Annotated in this window: 19 protein-coding genes; 5 read left to right on the forward strand and 14 right to left on the reverse strand. The window is 38.7% G+C overall.

All coding sequences use genetic code 11. From position 1 onward, the window contains the following. Positions 1-50: 50 nt before the first annotated feature. The 7 genes from ACEYX7_RS03020 to ACEYX7_RS03050 all read right to left on the reverse strand — a co-directional run bounded on the left by ACEYX7_RS03020 (position 51) and on the right by ACEYX7_RS03050 (position 7,488). The gene (locus ACEYX7_RS03020) at positions 51-506 is read right to left on the reverse strand and encodes a GNAT family N-acetyltransferase (RefSeq protein WP_374802090.1); all 456 of its coding nucleotides are present in this window, start codon (positions 504-506) and stop codon (positions 51-53) included. A gap of 110 nt (positions 507-616) precedes the next feature. Then, positions 617-1,255: a YidB family protein gene (locus ACEYX7_RS03025; RefSeq protein WP_374802092.1), complete on the reverse strand. Its 639-nt coding sequence runs from the start codon at positions 1,253-1,255 to the stop codon at positions 617-619. 151 nt (positions 1,256-1,406) lie between these two features. After that, complete coding sequence (locus tag ACEYX7_RS03030; protein ID WP_374806507.1) at positions 1,407-2,738, reverse strand: hypothetical protein; 1,332 nt, start codon at positions 2,736-2,738, stop codon at positions 1,407-1,409. Positions 2,739-2,740: 2 nt separating this feature from the next. Continuing rightward, entirely contained in the window at positions 2,741-3,712 is a 972-nt protein-coding gene (locus ACEYX7_RS03035; protein ID WP_374802096.1) for an ABC transporter ATP-binding protein, read from the reverse strand. A gap of 156 nt (positions 3,713-3,868) precedes the next feature. Next, on the reverse strand, positions 3,869-4,927 hold the full coding sequence (gene omp38 / locus ACEYX7_RS03040) for an outer membrane protein Omp38 (RefSeq protein ID WP_374802098.1): 1,059 nt from the start codon (positions 4,925-4,927) through the stop codon (positions 3,869-3,871). Between the two features lie 442 nt (positions 4,928-5,369). After that, positions 5,370-5,855, reverse strand: coding sequence for a DUF934 domain-containing protein (locus ACEYX7_RS03045; protein WP_374802100.1), 486 nt, complete (start codon positions 5,853-5,855; stop codon positions 5,370-5,372). Beyond that, positions 5,848-7,488 carry a nitrite/sulfite reductase gene (locus tag ACEYX7_RS03050; protein ID WP_374900196.1) on the reverse strand — a complete coding sequence of 547 codons (1,641 nt, stop codon included), beginning with the start codon at positions 7,486-7,488 and terminating at the stop codon, positions 5,848-5,850. The genes ACEYX7_RS03045 and ACEYX7_RS03050 overlap by 8 nt, the downstream gene beginning before the upstream one ends. Before the next feature lie 305 nt (positions 7,489-7,793). Between ACEYX7_RS03050 and ACEYX7_RS03055 the strand changes: the two genes are divergently transcribed. From ACEYX7_RS03055 to rpsI, 3 genes are all read left to right on the forward strand, one after another. Continuing rightward, positions 7,794-8,867, forward strand: coding sequence for an AraC family transcriptional regulator (locus ACEYX7_RS03055; RefSeq protein WP_374802134.1), 1,074 nt, complete (start codon positions 7,794-7,796; stop codon positions 8,865-8,867). 128 nt (positions 8,868-8,995) lie between these two features. Next, the gene (gene rplM / locus ACEYX7_RS03060) at positions 8,996-9,424 is read left to right on the forward strand and encodes a 50S ribosomal protein L13 (RefSeq protein ID WP_374802104.1); all 429 of its coding nucleotides are present in this window, start codon (positions 8,996-8,998) and stop codon (positions 9,422-9,424) included. A 12-nt stretch (positions 9,425-9,436) separates the two neighbouring features. After that, positions 9,437-9,823: a 30S ribosomal protein S9 gene (gene rpsI, locus ACEYX7_RS03065; protein WP_374802106.1), complete on the forward strand. Its 387-nt coding sequence runs from the start codon at positions 9,437-9,439 to the stop codon at positions 9,821-9,823. Between the two features lie 68 nt (positions 9,824-9,891). On the opposite strand, the gene ACEYX7_RS03070 is transcribed toward rpsI, so the two are convergent. Both ACEYX7_RS03070 and betT read right to left on the reverse strand, forming a co-directional pair. Continuing rightward, the gene (locus ACEYX7_RS03070; RefSeq protein WP_374802108.1) at positions 9,892-10,581 is read right to left on the reverse strand and encodes an aminotransferase; all 690 of its coding nucleotides are present in this window, start codon (positions 10,579-10,581) and stop codon (positions 9,892-9,894) included. Between the two features lie 119 nt (positions 10,582-10,700). Beyond that, positions 10,701-12,746, reverse strand: a complete 2,046-nt coding sequence (gene betT, locus ACEYX7_RS03075) for a choline BCCT transporter BetT (protein ID WP_374802110.1) — start codon at positions 12,744-12,746, stop codon at positions 10,701-10,703. Positions 12,747-13,218: 472 nt separating this feature from the next. Here betT and betB point away from each other — a divergent pair, with 472 nt between their 5' ends. Both betB and betA read left to right on the forward strand, forming a co-directional pair. After that, entirely contained in the window at positions 13,219-14,694 is a 1,476-nt protein-coding gene (gene betB, locus ACEYX7_RS03080) for a betaine-aldehyde dehydrogenase (protein ID WP_374802112.1), read from the forward strand. Between the two features lie 15 nt (positions 14,695-14,709). Next, positions 14,710-16,416: a choline dehydrogenase gene (betA, locus tag ACEYX7_RS03085; protein WP_374900197.1), complete on the forward strand. Its 1,707-nt coding sequence runs from the start codon at positions 14,710-14,712 to the stop codon at positions 16,414-16,416. Positions 16,417-16,526: 110 nt separating this feature from the next. Here the strand turns inward: betA and ACEYX7_RS03090 are convergent, their stop codons facing one another. From ACEYX7_RS03090 to ACEYX7_RS03110, 5 genes are all read right to left on the reverse strand, one after another. Next, positions 16,527-17,408 (reverse strand): energy transducer TonB, encoded by an 882-nt coding sequence (locus ACEYX7_RS03090; RefSeq protein WP_374802116.1) that lies wholly within the window; start codon positions 17,406-17,408, stop codon positions 16,527-16,529. A gap of 48 nt (positions 17,409-17,456) precedes the next feature. Further along, positions 17,457-19,805, reverse strand: a complete 2,349-nt coding sequence (locus ACEYX7_RS03095; RefSeq protein WP_374802118.1) for a TonB-dependent receptor — start codon at positions 19,803-19,805, stop codon at positions 17,457-17,459. Between the two features lie 5 nt (positions 19,806-19,810). Continuing rightward, positions 19,811-21,091, reverse strand: a complete 1,281-nt coding sequence (locus tag ACEYX7_RS03100; RefSeq protein WP_374802120.1) for an MFS transporter — start codon at positions 21,089-21,091, stop codon at positions 19,811-19,813. Further along, positions 21,088-21,492 carry a hypothetical protein gene (locus tag ACEYX7_RS03105; protein ID WP_374802122.1) on the reverse strand — a complete coding sequence of 135 codons (405 nt, stop codon included), beginning with the start codon at positions 21,490-21,492 and terminating at the stop codon, positions 21,088-21,090. The genes ACEYX7_RS03100 and ACEYX7_RS03105 overlap by 4 nt, the downstream gene beginning before the upstream one ends. Before the next feature lie 156 nt (positions 21,493-21,648). Further along, positions 21,649-22,248, reverse strand: coding sequence for a GNAT family N-acetyltransferase (locus tag ACEYX7_RS03110; protein ID WP_374802136.1), 600 nt, complete (start codon positions 22,246-22,248; stop codon positions 21,649-21,651). Positions 22,249-22,275: the final 27 nt, after the last annotated feature.

Consider the following 22,275-nt stretch of genomic DNA (forward strand, 5'->3'; position numbering starts at 1 on the left):
ATCATTTACGTCATATAAAATATATTGTTATTTAATCATGCACAAAAAATTTAAAATATATCATGACGATATTGCACAAAATCGGTCTTTTTGGCGATTTTATCATAAAGCAAACGTGCGGTATGATTATCTTCTTTGCTTAGCCAATACACCCGAGCATAGTTATTTTTCTTTACATAATCATATAGATAATCAAATAATTGCCGAGCGATGCCTTGTTTTCGACAAGCTGGTGCTACAAATAAATCTATTAAATAACAGCATGGCTCGAACGTCCAACTATGTTCATGCAAGGTAATATGTGCAAAAGCCACTAATTTATCATCTTTAAACACCGCAAAACCAGTTAATTTCCCTGCCTTGCCCGCATCGGGCGTGACGAGCCTTTGCCAAGTATAATCAATAGCCTGCATTGGCATTTCAGTTTGATAAAAATCCAAATAACCTTGCCAAAGTGATAGCCATTGGGTTTTATCTGTGGCTTTAAGCTTACGGATTTCAAACATGAGAATTCTCTACAAAATCAATCTTCTATCTAAACAAAATAGGATTAAGCACAAAGACTTAATCCTATATTTTATTTTTAAACCATTTTCACTATTTAGGCAAAAATAATTTATTTACCCATCAAACCTGACAAACTTGATAATACATTTTGAATATCATTATTTGCCGTTTGCGTATTGCTTTGATTACCTTGTGGCGTCAAAGTATCGATAATCTGTGGCAATACGCTTGCAATCGTATTGTACACTTCAGATTTAGGCTGTTGCACTTGTTGTGCTACTTGTTCGACTTCTTGGTCATCAAATAACGGCTGCACATCACAGCCTTGTACGCTGTCACATGTCTGCTCAGGGCTTACCCAAGACTGTGCTTGGCTTGCCAGTCCTGCATCGCTCAATTTGCTGACCGCACCATTAACACCACCTTGTTTCTGAATCCAACCCAGTACTAACGGTAGAACTGCCATCAAAATCGCCGCTTTACCGCCATTGCCCCCGAGCAAACCTGTTAGTGCACCTAAACCACCTAAGCCAGAGTTTTGTTGCTGTTGTTGCTGACCACCAAGTACCGCACCCAACACATTGCCCAAACCACCTAGACCAGTGTTTTGCTGCTGTTGCTGCTGACCGCCAAGTACTGCACCCAAAATATCACCCAAACCGCCGCTACTTTGTGGTGCTTGTTGCTGTTGCTGACCACCTAATGCTTGTTTCACTAGACCTTCAATTAGACCGTTTAACGCACTCATTGCATATACTCTCTAAAAAATAATGAATCACTACATTAGACTGACTTTAAATCATACAAGCAAGTATTTTTGCGTGTTATTTTGTGACATTTTCTAACCAAAAATTCTTAATCCATACTATTTCAAGCTTGTGAAATATGTATTAAAAATCTTAATTCACTAACTTCCACATAAAATATAAAATCAGCATTGCGATAAGCACTACAGTCACGCTATTCATTTTTGGGAAAATCCGACTACCTAAATGATAAATTGCTACCATTATCAGTAGAATACCGACTCGACCAAACCATGACCATAAATGAAAAGTATATTCATTCAACCCATTATTTGGAATGACTGATTGTGTACCTAAAAATAAATAATAACAAATTGCAATTAAAATACTACCTACTGGCAAAACCACAACCCATAAAGGCAAATAAGCCAGAGCTTGTCGATATTGTTTTTGTTGCAGTGCTGATTTTGCCAACTTAAATTGCACCAAGCGATTATCTTGCCCCAAAATCGATAATGCACAAGCTGAAAAATAGATTACCATCATATAGAGCATGATATTGTATAATATATATGCAGACTTTGAATAAGTTATCGCATCAGCACCACTACTTATTCGCATATACTGGGTATTTACCAGCAAAAAAATAATATTAATGATACTCAATAAGAACGGTAAAATTAGGCTTAAAACCAGCCAATAATGCTGATTAGATTTTAAATGCAACTTATATCGCATACTACGATAAGCTGAATATAAAGCAATGATTGCAATAAGCACAGAGAAATTGGTTAAATAGCTTGGTGTTTCAAAAAAATCAACATTAAAAAATAAAGCTTCCCACTCTCCAGTCAATATACTAGAAATCAACTCACCTACATACAATGATGAAAAGACAACCAATAAAAACAACTGCAAATATGAGCCATTCCATTCTTTGGTGCTACGATTAAATTGCAATTCATTGATCATGACTGCACTCATCCCCAAAACTGCGACAGCAATCAAGGCAATAAACATCATTATTCGAGACAGTATTGTTGGTGCTGCATCACTATAAGTATCAAATCCCCAATCTACCAAGAAGACACTGACTACAATACCACACCATGCCAAAATCGGCGCAATAAATAACCGCGTCCAAGTGACTTGCCACGCTGACAATGCCGACATACGGATTTGATCCCAAAATTGCGATTTGATATCTTGCATAAAACTACGCTGTAATAATATCACGGCACTAATACCAAAAATAAAATAACCCACCCACGCAGAATGTGCTACTTGTTCTGGCACAATCGAATTTTTTAGACTATTAAATGAAGCATTATAAATAAAAAAGGCATAACAACAAAAAACCACCGCTAGTAATGCAAAATTAAAATTCAGCCATATTAAACGTTGAAATTCAGCATTAATTTTAATCTTAGGCACATCAACTTTAGGCAATTTGCTCACTAATAAATCATTATTTTGATTGGTCATGGCTACTCTCCTTTTGTTATATTGGCTGATTCAGTTAAGCTTTTTTGGTAGGTGTGCAATAAAGATTCTTTTAAAATCTCTATGCCGATTAATGGCAATTTTTGCTCTACACAAGCCTGAATTAATGCAATACGATATTGGCTATCTGTATTAATCGATACAATAAACGCATTTTGCCTCTCATCAAAAACAATATTTTGAATGTGTGATAAAGTATATACGCTTTGTTTTTGCTCATCAGTTAAATCAGCAAAACGTAATAATAATGGAATATCTTTTTGATTGGTAAAAATATACTGGCTATTATCAGTATTTAACGCTTGATGATTAACAATTTTACCTTCTTTCAACACCAACATATGAGTACAATACTCATCTAATTCAGACAAGATATGACTGGATACCAATAAAGTCATACCGTGTGATTTTAGCTGATTAAATAATTGGGATAATTCATAGCGTGCCTCTGGGTCTAAACCACTGGCTGGCTCATCTAAAATGAGTAATTTTGGTCGGTGAATAATCACTTGACCAATTCCGACTCGTTGCTTTTGACCGCGAGAAAGTTCGCTGATTTTGTGATGCAGTTTGTCATATAAGTTTAGTACATCAGCAGTATACGTCACTGCATCAGAAATCCTATGTTGCTCCACACCTTTGGCATGTGCAACATAGGTCCAATATTGCAAAATAGTCAAATTTTCAGGCAAACCAAAAATATCAGGTAAATAGCCTAGCTGTGTATAGCTATGCTGTGGATTGGCTAAAACAGGCTCGCCATCTAGCAATACTTGCCCTTGTTGCGGAATTTCTAAGCCTGCAATGCACCGCATCAGCGTAGATTTCCCTGCACCGTTCGGACCAATCAATCCTGTAATGCTGTTATTACTCAGTTCAATATCAATATCAAATAATACTTGTTGCTCGCCATAATAAAAATTGAGTTGCTGAATACTAATCATTATCTTATCCATCACATTATCCTGCTGGTACTTTAGCATAAAGCTGTATATGTTGTAGGATTTTATGTGATAAATTTCTTATTTTTCAACCCTTTTATTTCTTGCTTTATTTAAACAAAAAAGCAACCTTGCGGTTGCTTTCTTTTAGGAATAAACCTAAATCAACGATTAACGTTGAACTTGACGACTACCAGTGATTGTAGCGAATACACGACGGTTCATCGCACGACCTTCACGAGTTTTGTTGTCAGCGATTGGTTGATCCCATGCGAAACCTTGAGTAGTCAAGCGGTTAGCATCAACACCAAATTCATGAACAAGTGCAGATTTAACAGAGTTAGCACGAGCCAATGACAAACGTTCGTTCAACTTACGTGGACCAGTGTTATCAGTGTGACCATCGATCTTAGCAGTAGCGTTAGGGAATGCAGACAATGCTTCAGCAACTTTTGCAATCTCTGGACGGTATTGTGGTTTGATGTTTGACTTGTTAGTATCAAAGAATACACGAAGTTCCATCTTAAGATCTTCAGTCAACACTTGTGGTTGTTGAGGTTGTTGAACAACTTGAACTGGTTGTGGAGCAACTGGTGCTGGAGCTTCAACTGGAGCAACTTCTACAACTTCAGCTTGTGGCTTCAAGTGACCGCCAAGTACAACTTGTAATGCTGCCAAACCTTGAGCTGACCAGTAGTTGTGGTCAAAGTTGTGTACGCCACGTGCTTCAGTACGCAAAGACAACGCGTCGTTCAAGTGCCATAACGCACCAACACCTACGTTACCGATAGTGTCTTTAGATGCACCACCGCCGTTTTCGATATTGAAACGTGACCAACCGCCACCTACAAGTGCGTAAGGCTTAACTTTGCTGTCGTAGTTTTTAGTGATCGCATCAGCAGTTGTGATGATGTTCAAGCTAGCAGTTTCACCAGTAACGTCTGCTTTGCTATCAGTTACTTTATTTACCAATTCGCTTTTCGCTTTTTGATATTCGATTTCCGCTTGTACAGCTGGAGTCAATTCAGCACCAATCGCAGCACCAACAGTTAAGCCATCACGCAAGTCTAAATCTTGTTTACTACCCATCATGTTTTCAGTGATACCTTTGTCAGTATTACTGAAGTTATAGTTATAACCCAACATCAAAGGAGTTACAGTAACGCCAGCATTTGCAGCAGCAAATGGAGCAGCAACTAACATTGCCAAAGCAATACGAGTCATTTTCATGGAATTTTCTCCAAATAAACCAATTGTCGTTTAATAAAACGGTTATTTATAACCTTACGCTTACTTGAATGGCTTCAAAGTCCACCGAGACAAGTCTACGATACATCTACACTTCAGCCAACATTCTACATAAACCAAACTTGATTTCAATCATTTTTTAGTAAATGTATCATATACACTGCAGTTGGAACTCAAGCGACTGCGTTACACAAACAATCCCATTTGTGAAATATTTGTTAATCAATCGCTGCTCTAAAAGTTTAACTTGTAATCATTGTAACACATATTTTGCAACATTGTGTTACATTAAGTAAAATTACATTTCATTTAGTATAAATGCAATTAAAAATAAATAAGTAAGATTACATTCTCTTGTTTTCAAAGTATTTTTCAGAAAATGTATTCTTCACATTATTTATGATCAGTGCATCATTAATCGTATTTAAAGCCCCGTTTGATACTCAGCTTGTGGTTTTGCAACAGAATATTGATAAGGATGTTCAAAATCTTTTAATCCTCGTGCAGCAATTTCAATATCATGTTCTGCTTTTAATACAAAACTATCAAAACCACTACGCATTAAATAGTTTAGAACATCTTTAAATACATCACCTACCGCACGTAACTCACCTTTAAAACCTTGGCGACGCAACAACGCTGCATATGAATAGCCACGACCATCCGTAAAAGCTGGGAAAGCAATAAAAATCGAATCCAATTCAGCCAAAGGCAACTCAACTTGTTCAGGTGAGTCTTCCACACCTAACAATACCGCTTTTTTGCCCTTTATTTGTGCCAACAAATTTAATTGCTGTAAACTCAATAGCACATCACCGTTAGGAACTTGCCCATCTTCTGCAACAGTTTGATATGTATTCTCAATAACCTGACCATCTTTTTGTAAGACACGTGTAGTTAAATTAAGCATAAGCACGCTCCTTAAATGGTTGAATACCAACACGGCGGTAGGTATCGACAAAACGTTCATCGTATTGGCGTAGGTCTAAATAAGTATTTAAAATTTCTTCAATTACATCAGGAATCGCTTCTGCTGCAAAAGATGGCCCGAGAATATCACCAATTGATGCATCATGATCAGCATTACCACCAAGCGTGATTTGATAAAATTCCGCACCTTTTTTATCCACACCCAAAATCCCAATATGCCCTACATGGTGATGACCACAAGCATTCATACAGCCCGAAATATTTAAATCCAAATGACCAAGATTATACACCGCATCTAAGTCATCAAAGCGACGGCTAATCGCTTCGGAAATCGGAATAGATTTGGCATTAGCTAATGAACAATAATCCCCACCAGGGCAGCAAATAATGTCAGTAATGAAGCCAATATGTGCACGCGCTAAATTGGCTTGTTCTAACTGTTGCCAAAGGGTAAATAAATGCTTTTGTGGTACATCTGCCAAGACAATATTTTGTTCATGCGTAGTACGCAATTCACCGAAAGTATATTGATCCGCTAAGTCTGCAATAAAACGCATCTCTTCACTGGTCATATCACCAGGGGCAATACCAGCACGCTTCAAATTGATATTGACAATTCGATAACCCGTTACTTTATGTGCAACAGTATTGATGTTGTACCATTGCTTAAACTTAGTATTTTCAGCAAATAATTGTCTAAAATCTTCATCAACATAGCTTTCATAAGTGAAAGGCTTAAATTGCTCATCCATTTTTTGCAAAGTTTCGGTAGGGATTTTTAAATGTTGATTATGGGCAAATTCTGCTTCGACTTTTTCAGCAAAAACCTCAGGTGTCAAAGCTTTGACCAAAATTTTAATACGGGCTTTATATTTATTATCACGACGACCGTGTAAGTTATAAACACGTAACACCGCTTCTAAATAAGCCAATAAGTCTTCACGTGGCACGAAATCACGAATCACGCTACCAATCATTGGGGTACGACCTAAACCACCGCCGACTTTGATTTTATAGCCAATTTCACCCTGTTCATTTTTAACTATATATACACCAATATCATGAAATGCAGTCGCTGCACGGTCATTTTCTGCCAATGCCGATACTGCAATTTTAAATTTACGCGGCAAAAATGCAAACTCTGGATGAAAGGTACTCCACTGGCGAATCAATTCACAAGTCGGACGTGGATCTGCAATCTCACCTGCAATTACACCTGCATACTGATCAGTCGTAGTATTACGAATACAGTTACCCGAGGTCTGAATGGCATGCATTTGTACTGTCGCCAATTCTGCTAACATTTCTGGTACATCTTCTAATGCTGACCAATTCAGCTGTACATTTTGACGAGTCGAAATATGTGCATAGCCACGGTCATATTGCTGTGCAAGCTCAGCGATTTTTCTTAATTGGCGACTATTAATCAAACCATAAGGAATGGCAATACGAAACATTGGTGCATAACGTTGTACATATAAACCATTTTGCAAACGTAAAGGGCGGTATTCATCTTCACTCAATTCGCCTTTGAGATAGCGTTGAGTTTGGTCACGAAATTGGGCAACACGCTCATCAATGAGCTTTTGGTCAAAAGAAGTATAAGTATACATGGCGTTTTGGCTAGCATGAATTATAAGTAAAACAAGCATAACTACATTTTAGTCACAGTCAAAATGCTTTTTTTGTATATTTACATTCGATTTTCTTGATAAGGATTTTTTATAAAAATTGCTCTGCTTTTCATCGAGTATAACGTGAATATCGGTTTTTGTATGCTAAATGTACTTTTTTTAAGCCATCATCAGTCATCGTAATTTTGATATAAGATGTCATTCATTTTTGCATTTTAATCGCATATTCTAAGCAAAATCATGCGATATTCGCTCATTTTAATCAGGATCACGTCGTGAATCACATGCAAAAACAGGCGAACAGCCAAACCAATCCAAATACCAACACGCATCAAGCCTTAGGTAGAGATACCATCAGCATTCATTTTGTTGATGCTGCATTGGCTGGCGTAAAACGTCTTGGTCATGATATTGAAACACTTTTGCCACGTGTAGGTATTGAGCCTGAGCTATTACGCCATCCAAAAGCCCGTATTTCGCCAGAACAATATATCAAATTTGTACAAATGCTATGGCTAATCACGCAAGATGAACATGTTGGTTTTGGCGAACAACCACGCAGACTAGGTACTTTTGCTATGATGTGCCAATTGATGGTGCATTGTAAAACTTTGGGACAAGCCCTAGAACGTTCTGCTGAGTTTTACCGATTATTTGGTGATGAATGGGTGATGACGCTAGAGCGTGACAAACATGATGCACGTCTAGTTCCGCTGATTCCAAATGATACACAGCCTAAGCACTTTATCACTGAATGCTTGTTAATGATTTGGCATGGTTTAGCATCTTGGCTTATCGACCGCCGTCTGCCATTAGAGCGTGTCAAGTTTGAATATGATGCACCTTTATATGCTGATGAATACGATGCATTATTTTTTGCACCCGTAGTGCAGTTTAACGCAACACGCACAGAAATTTCTTTTGCAGCAGATTATTTGGATTTACCGATTCGTCAAACCGAAGAAAGCTTAGAAGAATTTTTAAAAGTCGCTCCTGCACAGCTTTTGGTGAAATTTAAAAATAGTAGCTCGCTCACCAACCGTATCCGTGAAGTACTCAAAAACCAAATCGGAGAAGAAATGCCAACGCTTAATGATGTGGCGTCTCTACTCTATCTTTCACCGCAGACTTTACGCCGTCGTTTGGCAGCAGAAGGCAAAAGTTATCAAGGCGTTAAAGATGCTTTGCGTCGTGATGCAGCCATCCATTTGTTATTACATCCAGAATTGAGTTTGGAAGATGTCGCACAGCAAGTTGGTTTTAGTGAAACCAGTACTTTCCATCGTGCATTTAAAAAATGGACAGGTGTTACACCAGGCTTATATCGCCAATTACATATCAGCCCATTGGATGAGTAACTGAATTATTTCAAAGCAAATTTTATCAAAACTTGTACTTGAAAAAGTACAATAAAATCTGTAGAATTTACATTCCTTTTCATGTTTAGGCGAATCATTGTCTAAACCAACTATAATAGGTATTTCTGATGAAAACTCTCAGTGCAAAGCCTGCTGAAGTACAACACGACTGGTACGTTGTTGATGCTACAGGCAAAACACTTGGTCGTTTAGCGACTGAAATTGCTCGCCGTTTACGTGGCAAGCACAAAACGACTTTCACTCCACACGTTGACACTGGCGATTATATCGTTGTCATTAACGTTGAGAAAGTACAAGTGACTGGTAACAAGTCTTTGGACAAAAAATACTACCGTCACACTGAATTCCCAGGTGGCTTAAAAGAGACTAACTTTGAAAAGTTAATCGCTCACAAGCCAACAGAAGTTCTTGAGCGTGCTGTAAAAGGTATGTTGCCAAAAGGCCCATTGGGTTATGCAATGATCAAGAAAATGAAATTGTATGCAGGTAACGAACATCCGCATGCTGCTCAACAGCCACAAGTTTTGGACATCTAAGGGATAAAGCACATGGCACAAAATTATGGTACAGGTCGCCGTAAGACCGCAACTGCGCGTGTATTCTTATCTCCAGGTACAGGCAAATTGGTTATCAATAACCGCACTCTAGAGCAATATTTTGGTCGTGAAACAGCACGTATGGTTGTTCGTCAACCATTAGAATTGCTTGACGCTACTGAAAAGTACGACCTTTACATCACTGTTGCTGGTGGTGGTATCGGTGGTCAAGCTGGTGCAATCCGTCACGGTATTACTCGTGCATTGATCGCATCTGATGAAGATTTGAAACCTACGCTTCGTCAAGCTGGCTTCGTTACTCGTGATGCGCGTGAAGTTGAACGTAAAAAACTTGGCTTACGTAAAGCACGTAAACGTCCGCAATTCTCTAAGCGTTAATCTTTACGCTGGCAGAAATGCAAAAAAGCTCCTTCGGGAGCTTTTTTATGTGACTTAAAAATTTAGCACTATTTTTTGATATTTATTTTGGGCAAAAGTAATATTACATCATCACGATGATAACCCGTTTCAAAACCAATACCCAAATAACGTACATTCGCAAGGCGGTAAGGTTGGTTTGGAATCGCATAAAATTGTTGAATACGTAAATCTTTGGCATAACTGATTGCGGTTTGTGGTTGGCTTGTCAATTGTCCTGATTGACTACTGATTTGATAATGATAAGTATATTGTGGGATTTTTTCCTTTTCTGACAAAGGTTTATCTGAATACTCATCGAACCATATTACTACAGTTTTTTCTTGAATATTGACAATATCTAATTGAGCATCATTATTTGTCAAGGTTTTTAATGGTACTAAGCGTTGCTTAATGGCATTAAGCTTTTGTTCAAACTGCGGGTAATTGTCATCATCAATACTGCCATATTCGATTTTTTGAGTTTGATGATCACGATACATCTCATACAAAGATGTCACTTCGATAATTTGTTGTGGTGATTTTGACTTTAAATCAAAATAGTACAGCTGTGGTACTCTCGCCCGACCGTCTTCATAGTCACGCAAAACATATACTTTTTGGTCTTTGGCATCGTAACCCAATACAGAAACGCTTTCGCCGCCACCAACCGTTGCAAAGCTTGCAGTCGATATTGAGCAAAATGTAATGATCATTAAAAATTTTTCTGACAATTTCATGAGCATTATTTCCATTTATTCTAACCGTCTTGATTCGATTATGTCATATTCAGCACAAAAATAAAGCCAATTTGTCATTGGCTTTATTTTAAACATCACAATAAAAATTTAGATTTCTGTTAGCTCTCTTTTAGTTCGCTTTCATCAGGGAACACAGGACGCTCACCAGGACTTTCACGGTTGATATGCAAGAATGACAAATGACGCTCATATTTATCCAAGATATCATTAATGACTTGTTCTTTGCTATAACCAACCAAATCATTACCTTGCGAACCATCCAATAGATAAGATTCTAAACGATAGTATTCATTTTGCGATTGTTTATGTTCCAAAGACACTGGCATATCGTAGCGTACAGGCCATACTTCATAGACAAAGTTGTATTCATCTTTAAAACGCACAATCAAATTAACATGATACAAATCGCTATTTTCAGCAATTGGCTGTTTTTCTACTGTAACATTTAGACCTTGTTTCAGTAGCTCTTCTGCCACATCATTGATCGCTGGCTCAAAAACTTGACCTAACATTTGCAAAGTTTGCTTTTGATCTGGGTGTGCCATCACACGATTTAGACGTGTTTTCCAGTCATAAATATTGACATTACCCACCACAGGTGCAGCATTCAAACTTAAACTGGCTTCACGGAAATCTTCTAAACGTAATGATTTAAATAAACCAATCATCACAAAGAACATCACAAAGCTAAACGGTAGACCCATGATAATCGTGGCTTTTTGCAAAGCATGAATACCATCTGTCATCAACATGGTTGCGGTCAATACCCCAATCGCCAATGCCCAGAAAATACGAATCCACACAGGTGGCTCATCTTGGTTGCTTTGCCCTTTATAACTGAAGTTACTCAGTACAATCGCACCCGAATCCGCAGATGTCACATAAAATAGCAAACCTGAAATAAATGCTACAATTGCCGTGAACGAAAACCATGGATAAAACGATAGTAATTTATAAAAACCAATCTCTGGGCGTGCAATCACTTCTTGTGCAAAAGCAATATTACCTTGAATCACTTGATATAATGCACTATTACCCATCACCGATAGCCAAGCGATGGTAAACATCACAGGAATACTTAATGTTCCCACGACAAACTGGCGAATGGTACGACCACGAGAAATGCGTGCTAAGAACAAGCCTACAAATGGCGACCAAGCAATCCACCACGCCCAAAAGAATAGCGTCCAATCTTGTACCCATTGTTTTTGTTCAGGAGTTTGATGATAAGCAAAAGTATCCAATGTTAATGCAGGAAAGCGACTTAAATAATCACCGACATTCAAAGTAATGGCATTCATCAAATAACTGCTATTGCCCATAAATAATACAAATAATACCAAGCCTACAGCAAAATAAATATTCCATTCTGATAATATTTGAATGCCTTTTGATGCACCTGTGGTTGCAGAAACAATCGTAATGGCTACTGCCAAACTAATTAATCCAATTTGCCACATTAAATTCTCAGGCAAATCAAAAATAACGTTTAGACCATAATTAAGCTGTACAACGCCAATACCACAAGTTGTAGCAATACCGAATATCGTACCTAATATCGCTGCAACTTCGACCAAATTACCCAATGGTCCATTAATTCTTTTACCAATGATAGGATATAATGCCGAACGAATACTCAGCGGAAGATTATAACGATAAGCAAAATACCCGAGCGAAATCCCGATCAAGGCATACATACACCAGCCCGTGATACCGTAGTGGAAAATCGTCCACACTAAGGCTTGGCGGGCAGCTTCCACAGTTTGACCTTCGCCCACAGGCGGTTGCATGTATTGCATAATTGGCTCAGCAACCGAGAAAAACATCAAGTCAATGCCGATCCCTGCACCAAACAACATCGCTGACCAACTAAGTAAACTAAATTCAGGCTGAGAATGTTTAGGTCCGAGTTTAATATCACCATAACGTGAAAAAGCAACAAATAATACAAACATAATATATACTGATGCAGCAAATAAATAATACCAACCAAAAGTATTACTGACCCATGCCAAAACAGTATCTAATATATGTGATGCTGTATCATTAAACAAAATAGTAAACAACGAAAAGAATATAATGATCGCTGCCGAAATAAAAAAGACAGCTTTATTTAAGCGGTCTTTTACAATAGTCTCCGACATAAAACTACTCCATATTAGGCTTTGAATCATAATGAGAATAAAATATTTATTTAAAATGGCATTGATAATATTAAGCGTCATCAATAAATATAATAAATATCTATCTATGAATTACACTTAAACAAATAAAACCAATCCATCGACATTGAGATATCAAAGTTAAAAATTATTTACAATTCTATACAAAAATCAACTCAAACAACCAATTTTGATTACAAGATTACTGTTCTCAGGGAGTTTGGTAAATCACTATAGCATGATTGTTTCAAAATAAGCAAATACTTGCCTAATCCACATAATTTATATATTATCTATTTGTTTACTGTAGCAAATCATTTATTGTTAAACCAAGATTTAAATTTGCTTTAACAATATTTTAAATGTTATGTCGTTTTATTTTCGATTTGCACAATTTAGATTTGATGTTATGCATTGCATACAATTTTTTTAATTATTTTTAGAGAAGCCTTTTATGTCAAATAGCAAACAATTGTATATTCATGGTCAATATGTTGATGCCACAAGTGGCAAAACTTTTGACAGTATTAACCCAGCCAATGGTGAAGTGTTAGCAACCATTCAATCTGCCAGCAAAGAAGATGTAGATAACGCAGTAAAAAGTGCGATTGAAGGGCAAAAAGTGTGGGCAAGCATGACTGCAATGCAACGTTCACGCATTTTGCGTAAAGCGGTAGATATTTTGCGTGAGCGTAACGATGAATTAGCCCATTTAGAATCACAAGATACAGGCAAAGCCTTATCAGAAACGCTGTACGTCGATATTGTCACAGGTGCTGATGTTTTGGAATATTATGCAGGGCTTGCCACAGCCATTGAAGGCACGCAATTGCCTTTGCGTGAAGACAGCTTTTTCTATACCCGTCGTGAGCCACTTGGTGTGGTAGCAGGTATTGGGGCGTGGAATTATCCAATTCAAATTGCACTTTGGAAGTCAGCACCAGCATTGGCAGCAGGCAATGCCATGATTTTTAAACCAAGTGAAGTAACGCCTTTGACGACATTAAAACTTGCTGAGATTTATACTGAAGCAGGCGTGCCAGCAGGCGTATTTAACGTGGTGCAAGGCGGTGGTGATGTCGGTGGTTATTTGTCTGAACATCCTGACATTGAAAAGATTTCATTTACAGGTAGTGTGCCGACTGGCAAAAAAGTCATGCAAGCTGCCGCAGGTTCATCACTCAAAGAAGTCACCATGGAACTTGGCGGTAAATCACCTTTGGTAATCTGTCCTGATGCGAATGTGAATTTGGCGGCGGATATTGCCATGATGGCGAACTTCTACAGTTCAGGTCAAGTATGTACCAATGGCACACGTGTATTCGTCCCTAAAGCCATGCAAGCGGATTTTGAACAAGCCATCCTAAAGCGTATTCCAAGTGTGAAAGTAGGCGATCCATTAGACGAAAATACCAACATGGGTCCACTTGCCAGTTTTGCACAATTAGATAAAGTCTTGTCATATATTGAACAAGGCAAAAAAGCAGGGGCAAAAATCTTAACAGGTGGTGAGCGTGCCACGACAGGTGATTTGGCAAAAGGGGCATTTATTCAGCCGACCGTTTTTACTGAATGCACGGATGACATGACCATTGTCACTGATGAAATCTTTGGTCCCGTCATGTCTATTTTGACTTATGAAACTGCAGATGAAGTGATTGAGCGTGCCAATAACACCACATTAGGCTTGGCAGCAGGTGTGGTAAGTCGTGATTTAAATACTGCACATCGTATTATCCATAAGCTTGAAGCGGGTATTTGTTGGATTAATACTTGGGGTGAATCACCTGCCGAAATGCCAGTCGGTGGTTATAAACAATCAGGCGTTGGGCGTGAAAATGGTTTAGTTACCCTACAACATTATACTCGTATCAAATCGGTACAAGTTGAGATGGGCGAATATCAATCTATCTTCCCTGCCGTGCAATAATAAGGAACAAATACCATGACCACAGAAAATTATGATTATATTATTATCGGTGCAGGCTCTGCAGGTAATGTCTTTGCAACACGCTTGACCGAAGATCCAAATATTAAAGTCTTGTTATTAGAAGCAGGTGGTCCTGATTATCGCCTAGATTTTCGTACCCAGATGCCTGCTGCTTTAGCTTATCCATTACAAGGTAAACGCTATAACTGGGCGTATTTGACCGACCCTGAGCCACATATGAATAACCGCCGTATGGAATGCGGACGTGGCAAAGGTTTGGGGGGTTCATCACTCATTAACGGTATGTGCTATATCCGTGGTAATGCCATGGATTTGGATGGTTGGGCGAAATTACCCGGTTTAGAAGATTGGACCTATGCCGATTGCTTGCCTTATTATCGCAAAGCCGAAACCCATGATATTGGTGCAAACGACTACCATGGTGGCGAAGGTCCAGTCAGTGTCACTACACCAAAAAATGACAATAATGTGTTGTTCCATGCCATGGTTGAAGCAGGTGTACAGGCAGGTTATCCCCGCACGGATGATTTAAATGGCTATCAACAAGAAGGCTTTGGTCCGATGGATCGTACGGTAACCAAAAATGGTCGCCGTTCAAGTACCGCACGTGGTTATTTAGACCAAGCCAAAGACCGCCCAAATCTTACCATCAAAACCCATGCTGTCACGGATAAAATTTTATTTTCAGGTAAGCAAGCGATTGGCGTACAGTATTTACAAGGTAATGACAGCAATCCAACGGTTGCCCATGCGAGCCGTGAAGTGATTGTTTGTGCAGGTGCAATAGCCTCTCCACAAATTCTTCAGCGTTCAGGCGTTGGCTCAAAAGCCTTGCTAGATGAATTTGGCATTCCTGTGGTGCAAGATTTACCTGGGGTTGGTGAAAATTTACAAGACCATTTGGAAATGTATTTGCAATATGAATGTAAAAAACCTGTGTCACTCTACCCTGCACTAAAATGGTATAACCAACCGATGATTGGGGCAGAATGGTTATTCTTAGGCAAAGGCATTGGGGCAAGCAATCAATTTGAAGCAGGCGGTTTTATCCGTACTCGTCCAGAGTTTGAATGGCCAAATATTCAATATCATTTCTTGCCTGTGGCGATTAATTATAATGGCTCAAATGCGGTGGAAGAGCATGGTTTCCAAGCCCATGTCGGTTCTATGCGTTCGCCATCTCGTGGTCGTATCCGTTTAAAATCACTCAATCCGCACGATCATCCAAGTATTTTGTTTAACTATATGTCGCATGAACAAGACTGGCAAGAATTCCGTGATGGTATCCGTATCACCCGCGAAATCATGCATCAGCCTGCATTAGATGAATTCCGTGGTCGTGAAATCAGCCCAGGTAAAATCGCCAAGACAGATGCTGAACTGGATGAATTTGTACGTAATCATGCCGAAACCGCTTATCACCCATCGTGTAGCTGTAAGATGGGCGAAGACGATATGGCGGTGGTCGATAGTCAAGGTCGTGTACATGGCGTACAAGGCTTGCGTGTGGTCGATGCCTCGATTATGCCATTGATTATTACAGGTAACTTAAATGCCACCACCATTATGATGGCTGAAAAAGTGGTCGATATCATGCGTGGTCAAAAGTTGCCAAAATCTACCGCAGGTTATTATAAAGCTGATCCAAATGTCTTGCGTGGCAAGCCTATGCGTGCATTTAGTGATGATATGTTGAAATAATATTTTTACTTTATATCAATATCAAACTGGTTAAGAGAAATGCTTAACCAGTTTTTTTATTTTTTGAAATTTGATTTTTATGCTTTAGCTTTGCGTTATTTTTAAAAATGCTAGTTTGGATTAATGGTTAAATAACCATGCCCTGCAACAGCAATACCTTGTCTAATAAATGGTGTGATTTTACTATTTAATACGCGATTTCGCATTTCATTATCAATTTGTCGATTGCCTGATGATTTGGTGATTTTGACTTGTGTGACACGACCATTTTCATCCACATCTAGTGTCATTTGAATCGGATTTAAATTTTCTGAATTGGCAATTTCAGCCAAAGCACCATTTAATTTGGTACTCGGTGCAGATCTCCATTGAATATCCGATTGGGTAAATGAAATCGGTGTTTTATCGGGTGTCATATTATTCTGATTTGTGTTTTGGTTTGTCGTTTGATGGGTTGATGCTGTCGAATTGTTTGCACTATTATTTTTTATATTTTGATTGGCATTATTAACTACTACAGTTGAATTTATATTTGTAGGCGTTGCATTCGTATTTGTCACAACCTGATTTATTGAATGATTTGCTGACTGATTAAAATGATGATTGATTGGCGTTGAATTGGTTTGAGATGTAACTGCTATATTTGGTGTATTTTCAGTATGATTCGTTACTGGCGAATGATGGTTTGAAGTATTATTTTGTGGCTTAGTCACGTTATGTTGTGGTGCTTGTGGTTGCTGAATTTCTGGTTGAATCGGCTTGGTCGGCTGATTGGTTGTGACTTGATTTTGTTGCACTGGCGATGGTTGAAAATTCACTTTTAAAAATTGAACTTGGTTTGGCACTACAGCTGGTTTGCGGATTGGATTTTTTTCAAGATGAACGAACCATAGCCAACTCATCACCATGATATGCATCATTAAAACAATACTTATTGCAAGCAAAATTTTAGTTTGGCTTAAAACTGGCAATTGAATACGGCTATGGTACATTCCGACTATTTCTCCACAAATACGCTACGATAAATCATCAATAAGCGGTTAATAATCAATACTATAACGCAAAGCAAAATTACGCCCTGGTGCAACCAAGCTCGACATCTCACCATAGGTTGTGGCAGCAGCTTGACTAAATACACTCTTATATTTGCTATTTGCCAAATTATACACACCAAAATTTAAACGACCTTGTGGCAATTGAAACTCCCCCAATAAATCAATCACTGCATAACCTTTGATTTTGGCTTCTGGGGTCTTGCGTACGTTTTGATTACTGGCAGCGGTTAGACTGTCTTGATATGCTTGGTCTGTACCATCGATTGCCAACACTTGTAAGCGTAATTTATGCTGTTCTGGACTGGTGTACTCCGCAAAAGCCGTAGCTTTCAACGGACTCACTCGGAATGCACCAAGTGCTTTAAAATTTCCTTGTGCATCTTTATATTGTCCGCGTGTATACGCTAGACTGCCGCCCAATGCCCATTCTGGATTGATACGATGATTCAGCTCAAGCTCTGCACCATAGATACGCTCATCGGTATCTGCTACAGTTACGCTAAAGTCTTTTAGGAACTGTGTGACTTTGTCAGACGTATTATAAAAACCCGTCACTTTGGCACGAGTATTGCCAAATTTACCACTCCAACCTAAGTCATAGCTATTGACACTGATTGGCTCAACATTGTGAGAATTGACCACAAATCCAGCACTAACATCACGCAATACACGCTGTAAATCAGGTAGACTATAGCCTTGTGAAAAGTTGGCAAAAATATTGTGATTGGCATTGATTGCATAGTTTGTGCCAAGATTAAACAAGGTCTTTTGATGGCTCACTTTGCCTGCTGCAACGTCTTTGGCAGTATATCGCAATCCTTTTTGTGCCAATAAATTGGCAAGTAATTTTTCACTCGGCGGGATAAAGCTATCGGTATCACTGTCGATACGTTGATGACGTACGCCTGCATTGACTTTCCACGCATCAGACAAACGCATATTGGCATCAACAAATACACCTAAGCTATTGATTGTGGTATTTGGTCCGTATGTATAATTTTGTTGATTCGATACAAATTGCAAACCATTACTTTGCATAAATTTTTGTAAATCATAGCCTTGAGCGTGTTGGCTGTCTTTTTCACGTTCAAAATCTACACCATAGGTCAGCAATAACGGTTTATTTTGTAATTGCAATGCACGTTGTAAAGCCAATCTTGCACCAAATACATCGACTTTTGATTCAGATTGTAATACACCAAATGCACTACTTTGCAAAGCCTTGGCTTGTGTTGCGAGTTGTGCTGGCGTAAGGTTCATGCCTTGTAAAAGTGGCAAAGCATTATTCACCGAAAATGGTACAGCAAAAGGATAAAAACGTCCTGTTTCCTGACGATAATAAGCCGTAGCATTCAGTGCTTGTCCAAAAATATCGTCATGATGGTAATTCATATTAAAGCTATTTTTTGTGGTTTTTGGTTGTTCAGCCAACGATAAACCTTTTATTGCTTGTAAAGATGGTTTAGCACCAAAAAGCACTGCCAATCGTGGTCCATAATCAGGGGCAAAATCAGTATTTTGCTGATCTTGATAATGGGTAATCGCTGTACTGAGATTTTGTTTATCATCAATTTTCCAACCCAAACTGGCATTGACACTCAAATTTGTACTATCTTGTTTATCGGTCTGTGCTGGTTCTGGTGCGATACGTTTGCCTTTGCTGTCAAACATACCACCTGTTTTTGCATAATCCACATCAAGGCGTGCTTGTACATTGCCTTGCTGATTATGTGCGGTAAATGTTTGTCCAATCTGATAGCCGAATGATTCATTTTTAAAATTAGCCGTATTCAAACCGACTCGTGTTTGAAATGCGTGTTCTGCATCAACATCGGATTTGGTCACGATATTAATCAAACCACCTGTCGCTCCTGCACCATAGATACTGGTTGCCCCTGATAACACTTCAATACGTGCCACTTGTTGTGGATTGATGCTATTTAATTGACGTGAAATATCTCGTGAACCTGTCAGCGGTACGCCATTCAATAAATATTGCACCTGACGACCACGCATGGTTTGGCCATAGTTACTGGTTGTACCACTACTCGCCCCTAGGCTTGGCACCAATTGTGCAATCACATCAGCCAATTGACGACTGCCTGTTGCTTGTCGTGCAATCTGTTCTTCGCTGATGACTTTGGTAATACCGGGCATTTCATGGATACGATTTGCCAATACCATACCTGTTTTGTCTGCCGATAAGGTCAAACTACTTAAATTGGCAGATGGTTCGCTCTCTGGCATATTACTTTGCATATCCTGTGCATAACTTTGTTGCGTAACCAACAAACTTAGTACTGATAAGGTCGGGAAAAAATATTTTTTTTGCATGGTGATCATACACTCGCACTTTTGGTGATAATTTGTCGCATCAACATCGGCATCAGCAACATGGATAAAATAGAACAAATACTCAACACTAAAAATAGCTTGCCATAACCTAGTTGATGCACCAGAAATCCTGAGAAAGCACCACCAACAAAATAAACCAGTAATTCCACACAAACGAATAATGTAAAATCTGTGCCTGCCTGTTGTTGGCTACTGTATTGCATAAATAAGGCATATAATGCAGTCATGGTGAGATAGCGAATGGCAAGTAAAACTAAAATTGTCAATCCTAATGCACTGTTCAATGCATCAAAATTAAATAAAATTTTTGGCATGTTGGCGGTAAGCATTGGATAAGTTAAAATTAAAAATAAAATAATATATACCGCAGTACGCAACCATCCTGCCCAAGTTAGACAAGCTTTTGCACCGATTTTTTTACTGATAAATCCTGCACTAATGGCTGAAACGATACCAACGATTGCACCAAGCACCGAAAATAATCCGCCAATCTGTGCCAAACTCCAACCAAAATCCACCAACATTGGATTGAGCATTGCCATCGCCGGAGCTTCAACACTACGAAAAACGATGATAAATAATAAAATCCATTTTACTTCTGGTCTTTGAATTAAATGTTTTAGGCTTGCTTGATAAGGTTGGACTTTATCGAGTGAAGATAATATGCGAGCAGTTGTTGTTTTTTCAGAAGGTAAAAATAATAAGACCATAGAAATCAACATAATTGCCATCGCCAAGCTGATGATGGCAACATGCCAATTATAAGTTTGATACAGCCATAATACACCAGCACCGCCAAGCATACTGCCCAAAGCAATACCTAAACTTTGCGTCGCACTGGCTAGGCTAAATTGACTTTTTTCAACATGTTCAATGGTATAGCCATCGATAGCAATATCTTGTGTGGCACTGGCAGTCGAAATCACAAAGCTTAATGCCAAAAGCAAAGTCATCTGCTGCCAATTTAGCCCTGCAAGAATAAACAGCCCCGTGACAATTATAATTTGAGTCAAGAGCAGCCATGTTTTGCGTTTACCGAGTTTTTGATGGTAATGGTTATCCACCCAACTTGCCCAAAAAAACTTAAACGCCCAAGGTAAATAAAGCAAAGACAACATCCCTATCCAACGTACGTCTACGCCTTGCTGACGTAAAATCGCTGGCACTGCGACATTAAAAAAATACAACGGCAAAGCATGGGCGATATATAACAATGCCACCATAAATAAAAATTTTGCAGATGTGTGGGTTGCCAATTTATTCATGAATCGACATCCGCAAGCTGATCAATCCATAGCTGTGCCTGTGCCAAATCTGCCACGACCTGATAAGGCACTTGCCACGCTTTATGCATGGCTGGTGTATCTAATTTTTGTCTTTGCTGTTCATCCGCTGCGATACGTACAATGGCTTTACAATATTTAAAAAATTGGTCTTTGTTTGCTTTATACCATTGTGCTTCTTGGCTACGGTAACCATCAGGTAAAATCAAATCTTGTTCACTGTCATACATCACCATAAAAGCTTTTTGTTGCTGTAGTAATGCACTCATACTATTCAGCCATGCCGTAAATTGCTGTTCTGTAATGGGACTTTTAAATTGTATCAACAACAACGTACAACAATCGTGTTGGCGATGTGGAAATACAGCAATATCAACGGACATAAAAAACTTCATAATGAACAAAGTATGAATATCATGCAATAGATGATAATGATTGTCAATTGTATAATGGTTTTTATTTTGACTAATGCGTATAAAAAGCTTGCCCCATAGACAAGCTTTTTTACAATGATTTGAATTTAATTGATAAATGAATGATTAATCGGCTGGTGTGAAATAATGTGCAAATGACGCATAAAAATCTTGTCTATCACAATAATACAGCATTGCGGTTTTTTCAGGCATTTTTATCAAATACTGTGGCATATACATCAGCTGCTTTGCGACCACTTCATAGGGTTTTACACTGGCATCAGGCTCACCAACAATTCTGTGCGTATTCGGTGAATGCTCAAAAATAAAAAAACTCAACATCCGCATAATCGCTCGCAAATAACCTTTACCAAATGCTTGTGCCTCAGCCAATAACAGATGCCAACCCAAATCTTCAGGATGGGATTCATAATAACCTGCCAACCTATCTCTCGCCCCTTCGTATAACTCGGTATAACCCACCCATTCACCATCAATACCTACCAAATATAGTCGTTGATGATCATCAGCCAGCATTTTTTCAAAATATACTGCCAGTTCAGCAATTGGCTTATCCAGTTGCCACTGCGGAATGATATGTGGCATATTCATCCAACGGTGTAATAACTCAAGATGTTCAGGGTATCGTACTTGTATCAAGCTAAAAGTGATACCTTCTTCAGAATAATCGAAATTGTCAGGTAGTGTTTGCGATAAAGTCGCCACTTTATTCGCAGCCTGGCGTTGCTTTTG

The organism is Hubeiibacter jixunmingi (assembly GCF_041928215.1).
In the GTDB taxonomy this organism is placed as follows: domain Bacteria; phylum Pseudomonadota; class Gammaproteobacteria; order Pseudomonadales; family Moraxellaceae; genus Acinetobacter.

Excerpts from the sequence above, each read along its gene's own strand:
- ACEYX7_RS03020 (WP_374802090.1), bottom strand. The coding sequence starts at position 506 with ATGTTTGAAATCCGTAAGCTTAAAGCCACAGATAAAACCCAATGGCTA.
- ACEYX7_RS03025 (WP_374802092.1), bottom strand. The coding sequence starts at position 1,255 with ATGAGTGCGTTAAACGGTCTAATTGAAGGTCTAGTGAAACAAGCATTA.
- ACEYX7_RS03030 (WP_374806507.1), bottom strand. The coding sequence starts at position 2,738 with ATGACCAATCAAAATAATGATTTATTAGTGAGCAAATTGCCTAAAGTT.
- ACEYX7_RS03035 (WP_374802096.1), bottom strand. The coding sequence starts at position 3,712 with ATGGATAAGATAATGATTAGTATTCAGCAACTCAATTTTTATTATGGC.
- omp38 (WP_374802098.1), bottom strand. The coding sequence starts at position 4,927 with ATGAAAATGACTCGTATTGCTTTGGCAATGTTAGTTGCTGCTCCATTT.
- ACEYX7_RS03045 (WP_374802100.1), bottom strand. The coding sequence starts at position 5,855 with ATGCTTAATTTAACTACACGTGTCTTACAAAAAGATGGTCAGGTTATT.
- ACEYX7_RS03050 (WP_374900196.1), bottom strand. The coding sequence starts at position 7,488 with ATGTATACTTATACTTCTTTTGACCAAAAGCTCATTGATGAGCGTGTT.
- ACEYX7_RS03055 (WP_374802134.1), top strand. The coding sequence starts at position 7,794 with ATGCAAAAACAGGCGAACAGCCAAACCAATCCAAATACCAACACGCAT.
- rplM (WP_374802104.1), top strand. The coding sequence starts at position 8,996 with ATGAAAACTCTCAGTGCAAAGCCTGCTGAAGTACAACACGACTGGTAC.
- rpsI (WP_374802106.1), top strand. The coding sequence starts at position 9,437 with ATGGCACAAAATTATGGTACAGGTCGCCGTAAGACCGCAACTGCGCGT.
- ACEYX7_RS03070 (WP_374802108.1), bottom strand. The coding sequence starts at position 10,581 with ATGAAATTGTCAGAAAAATTTTTAATGATCATTACATTTTGCTCAATA.
- betT (WP_374802110.1), bottom strand. The coding sequence starts at position 12,746 with ATGTCGGAGACTATTGTAAAAGACCGCTTAAATAAAGCTGTCTTTTTT.
- betB (WP_374802112.1), top strand. The coding sequence starts at position 13,219 with ATGTCAAATAGCAAACAATTGTATATTCATGGTCAATATGTTGATGCC.
- betA (WP_374900197.1), top strand. The coding sequence starts at position 14,710 with ATGACCACAGAAAATTATGATTATATTATTATCGGTGCAGGCTCTGCA.
- ACEYX7_RS03090 (WP_374802116.1), bottom strand. The coding sequence starts at position 17,408 with ATGTACCATAGCCGTATTCAATTGCCAGTTTTAAGCCAAACTAAAATT.
- ACEYX7_RS03095 (WP_374802118.1), bottom strand. The coding sequence starts at position 19,805 with ATGCAAAAAAAATATTTTTTCCCGACCTTATCAGTACTAAGTTTGTTG.
- ACEYX7_RS03100 (WP_374802120.1), bottom strand. The coding sequence starts at position 21,091 with ATGAATAAATTGGCAACCCACACATCTGCAAAATTTTTATTTATGGTG.
- ACEYX7_RS03105 (WP_374802122.1), bottom strand. The coding sequence starts at position 21,492 with ATGTCCGTTGATATTGCTGTATTTCCACATCGCCAACACGATTGTTGT.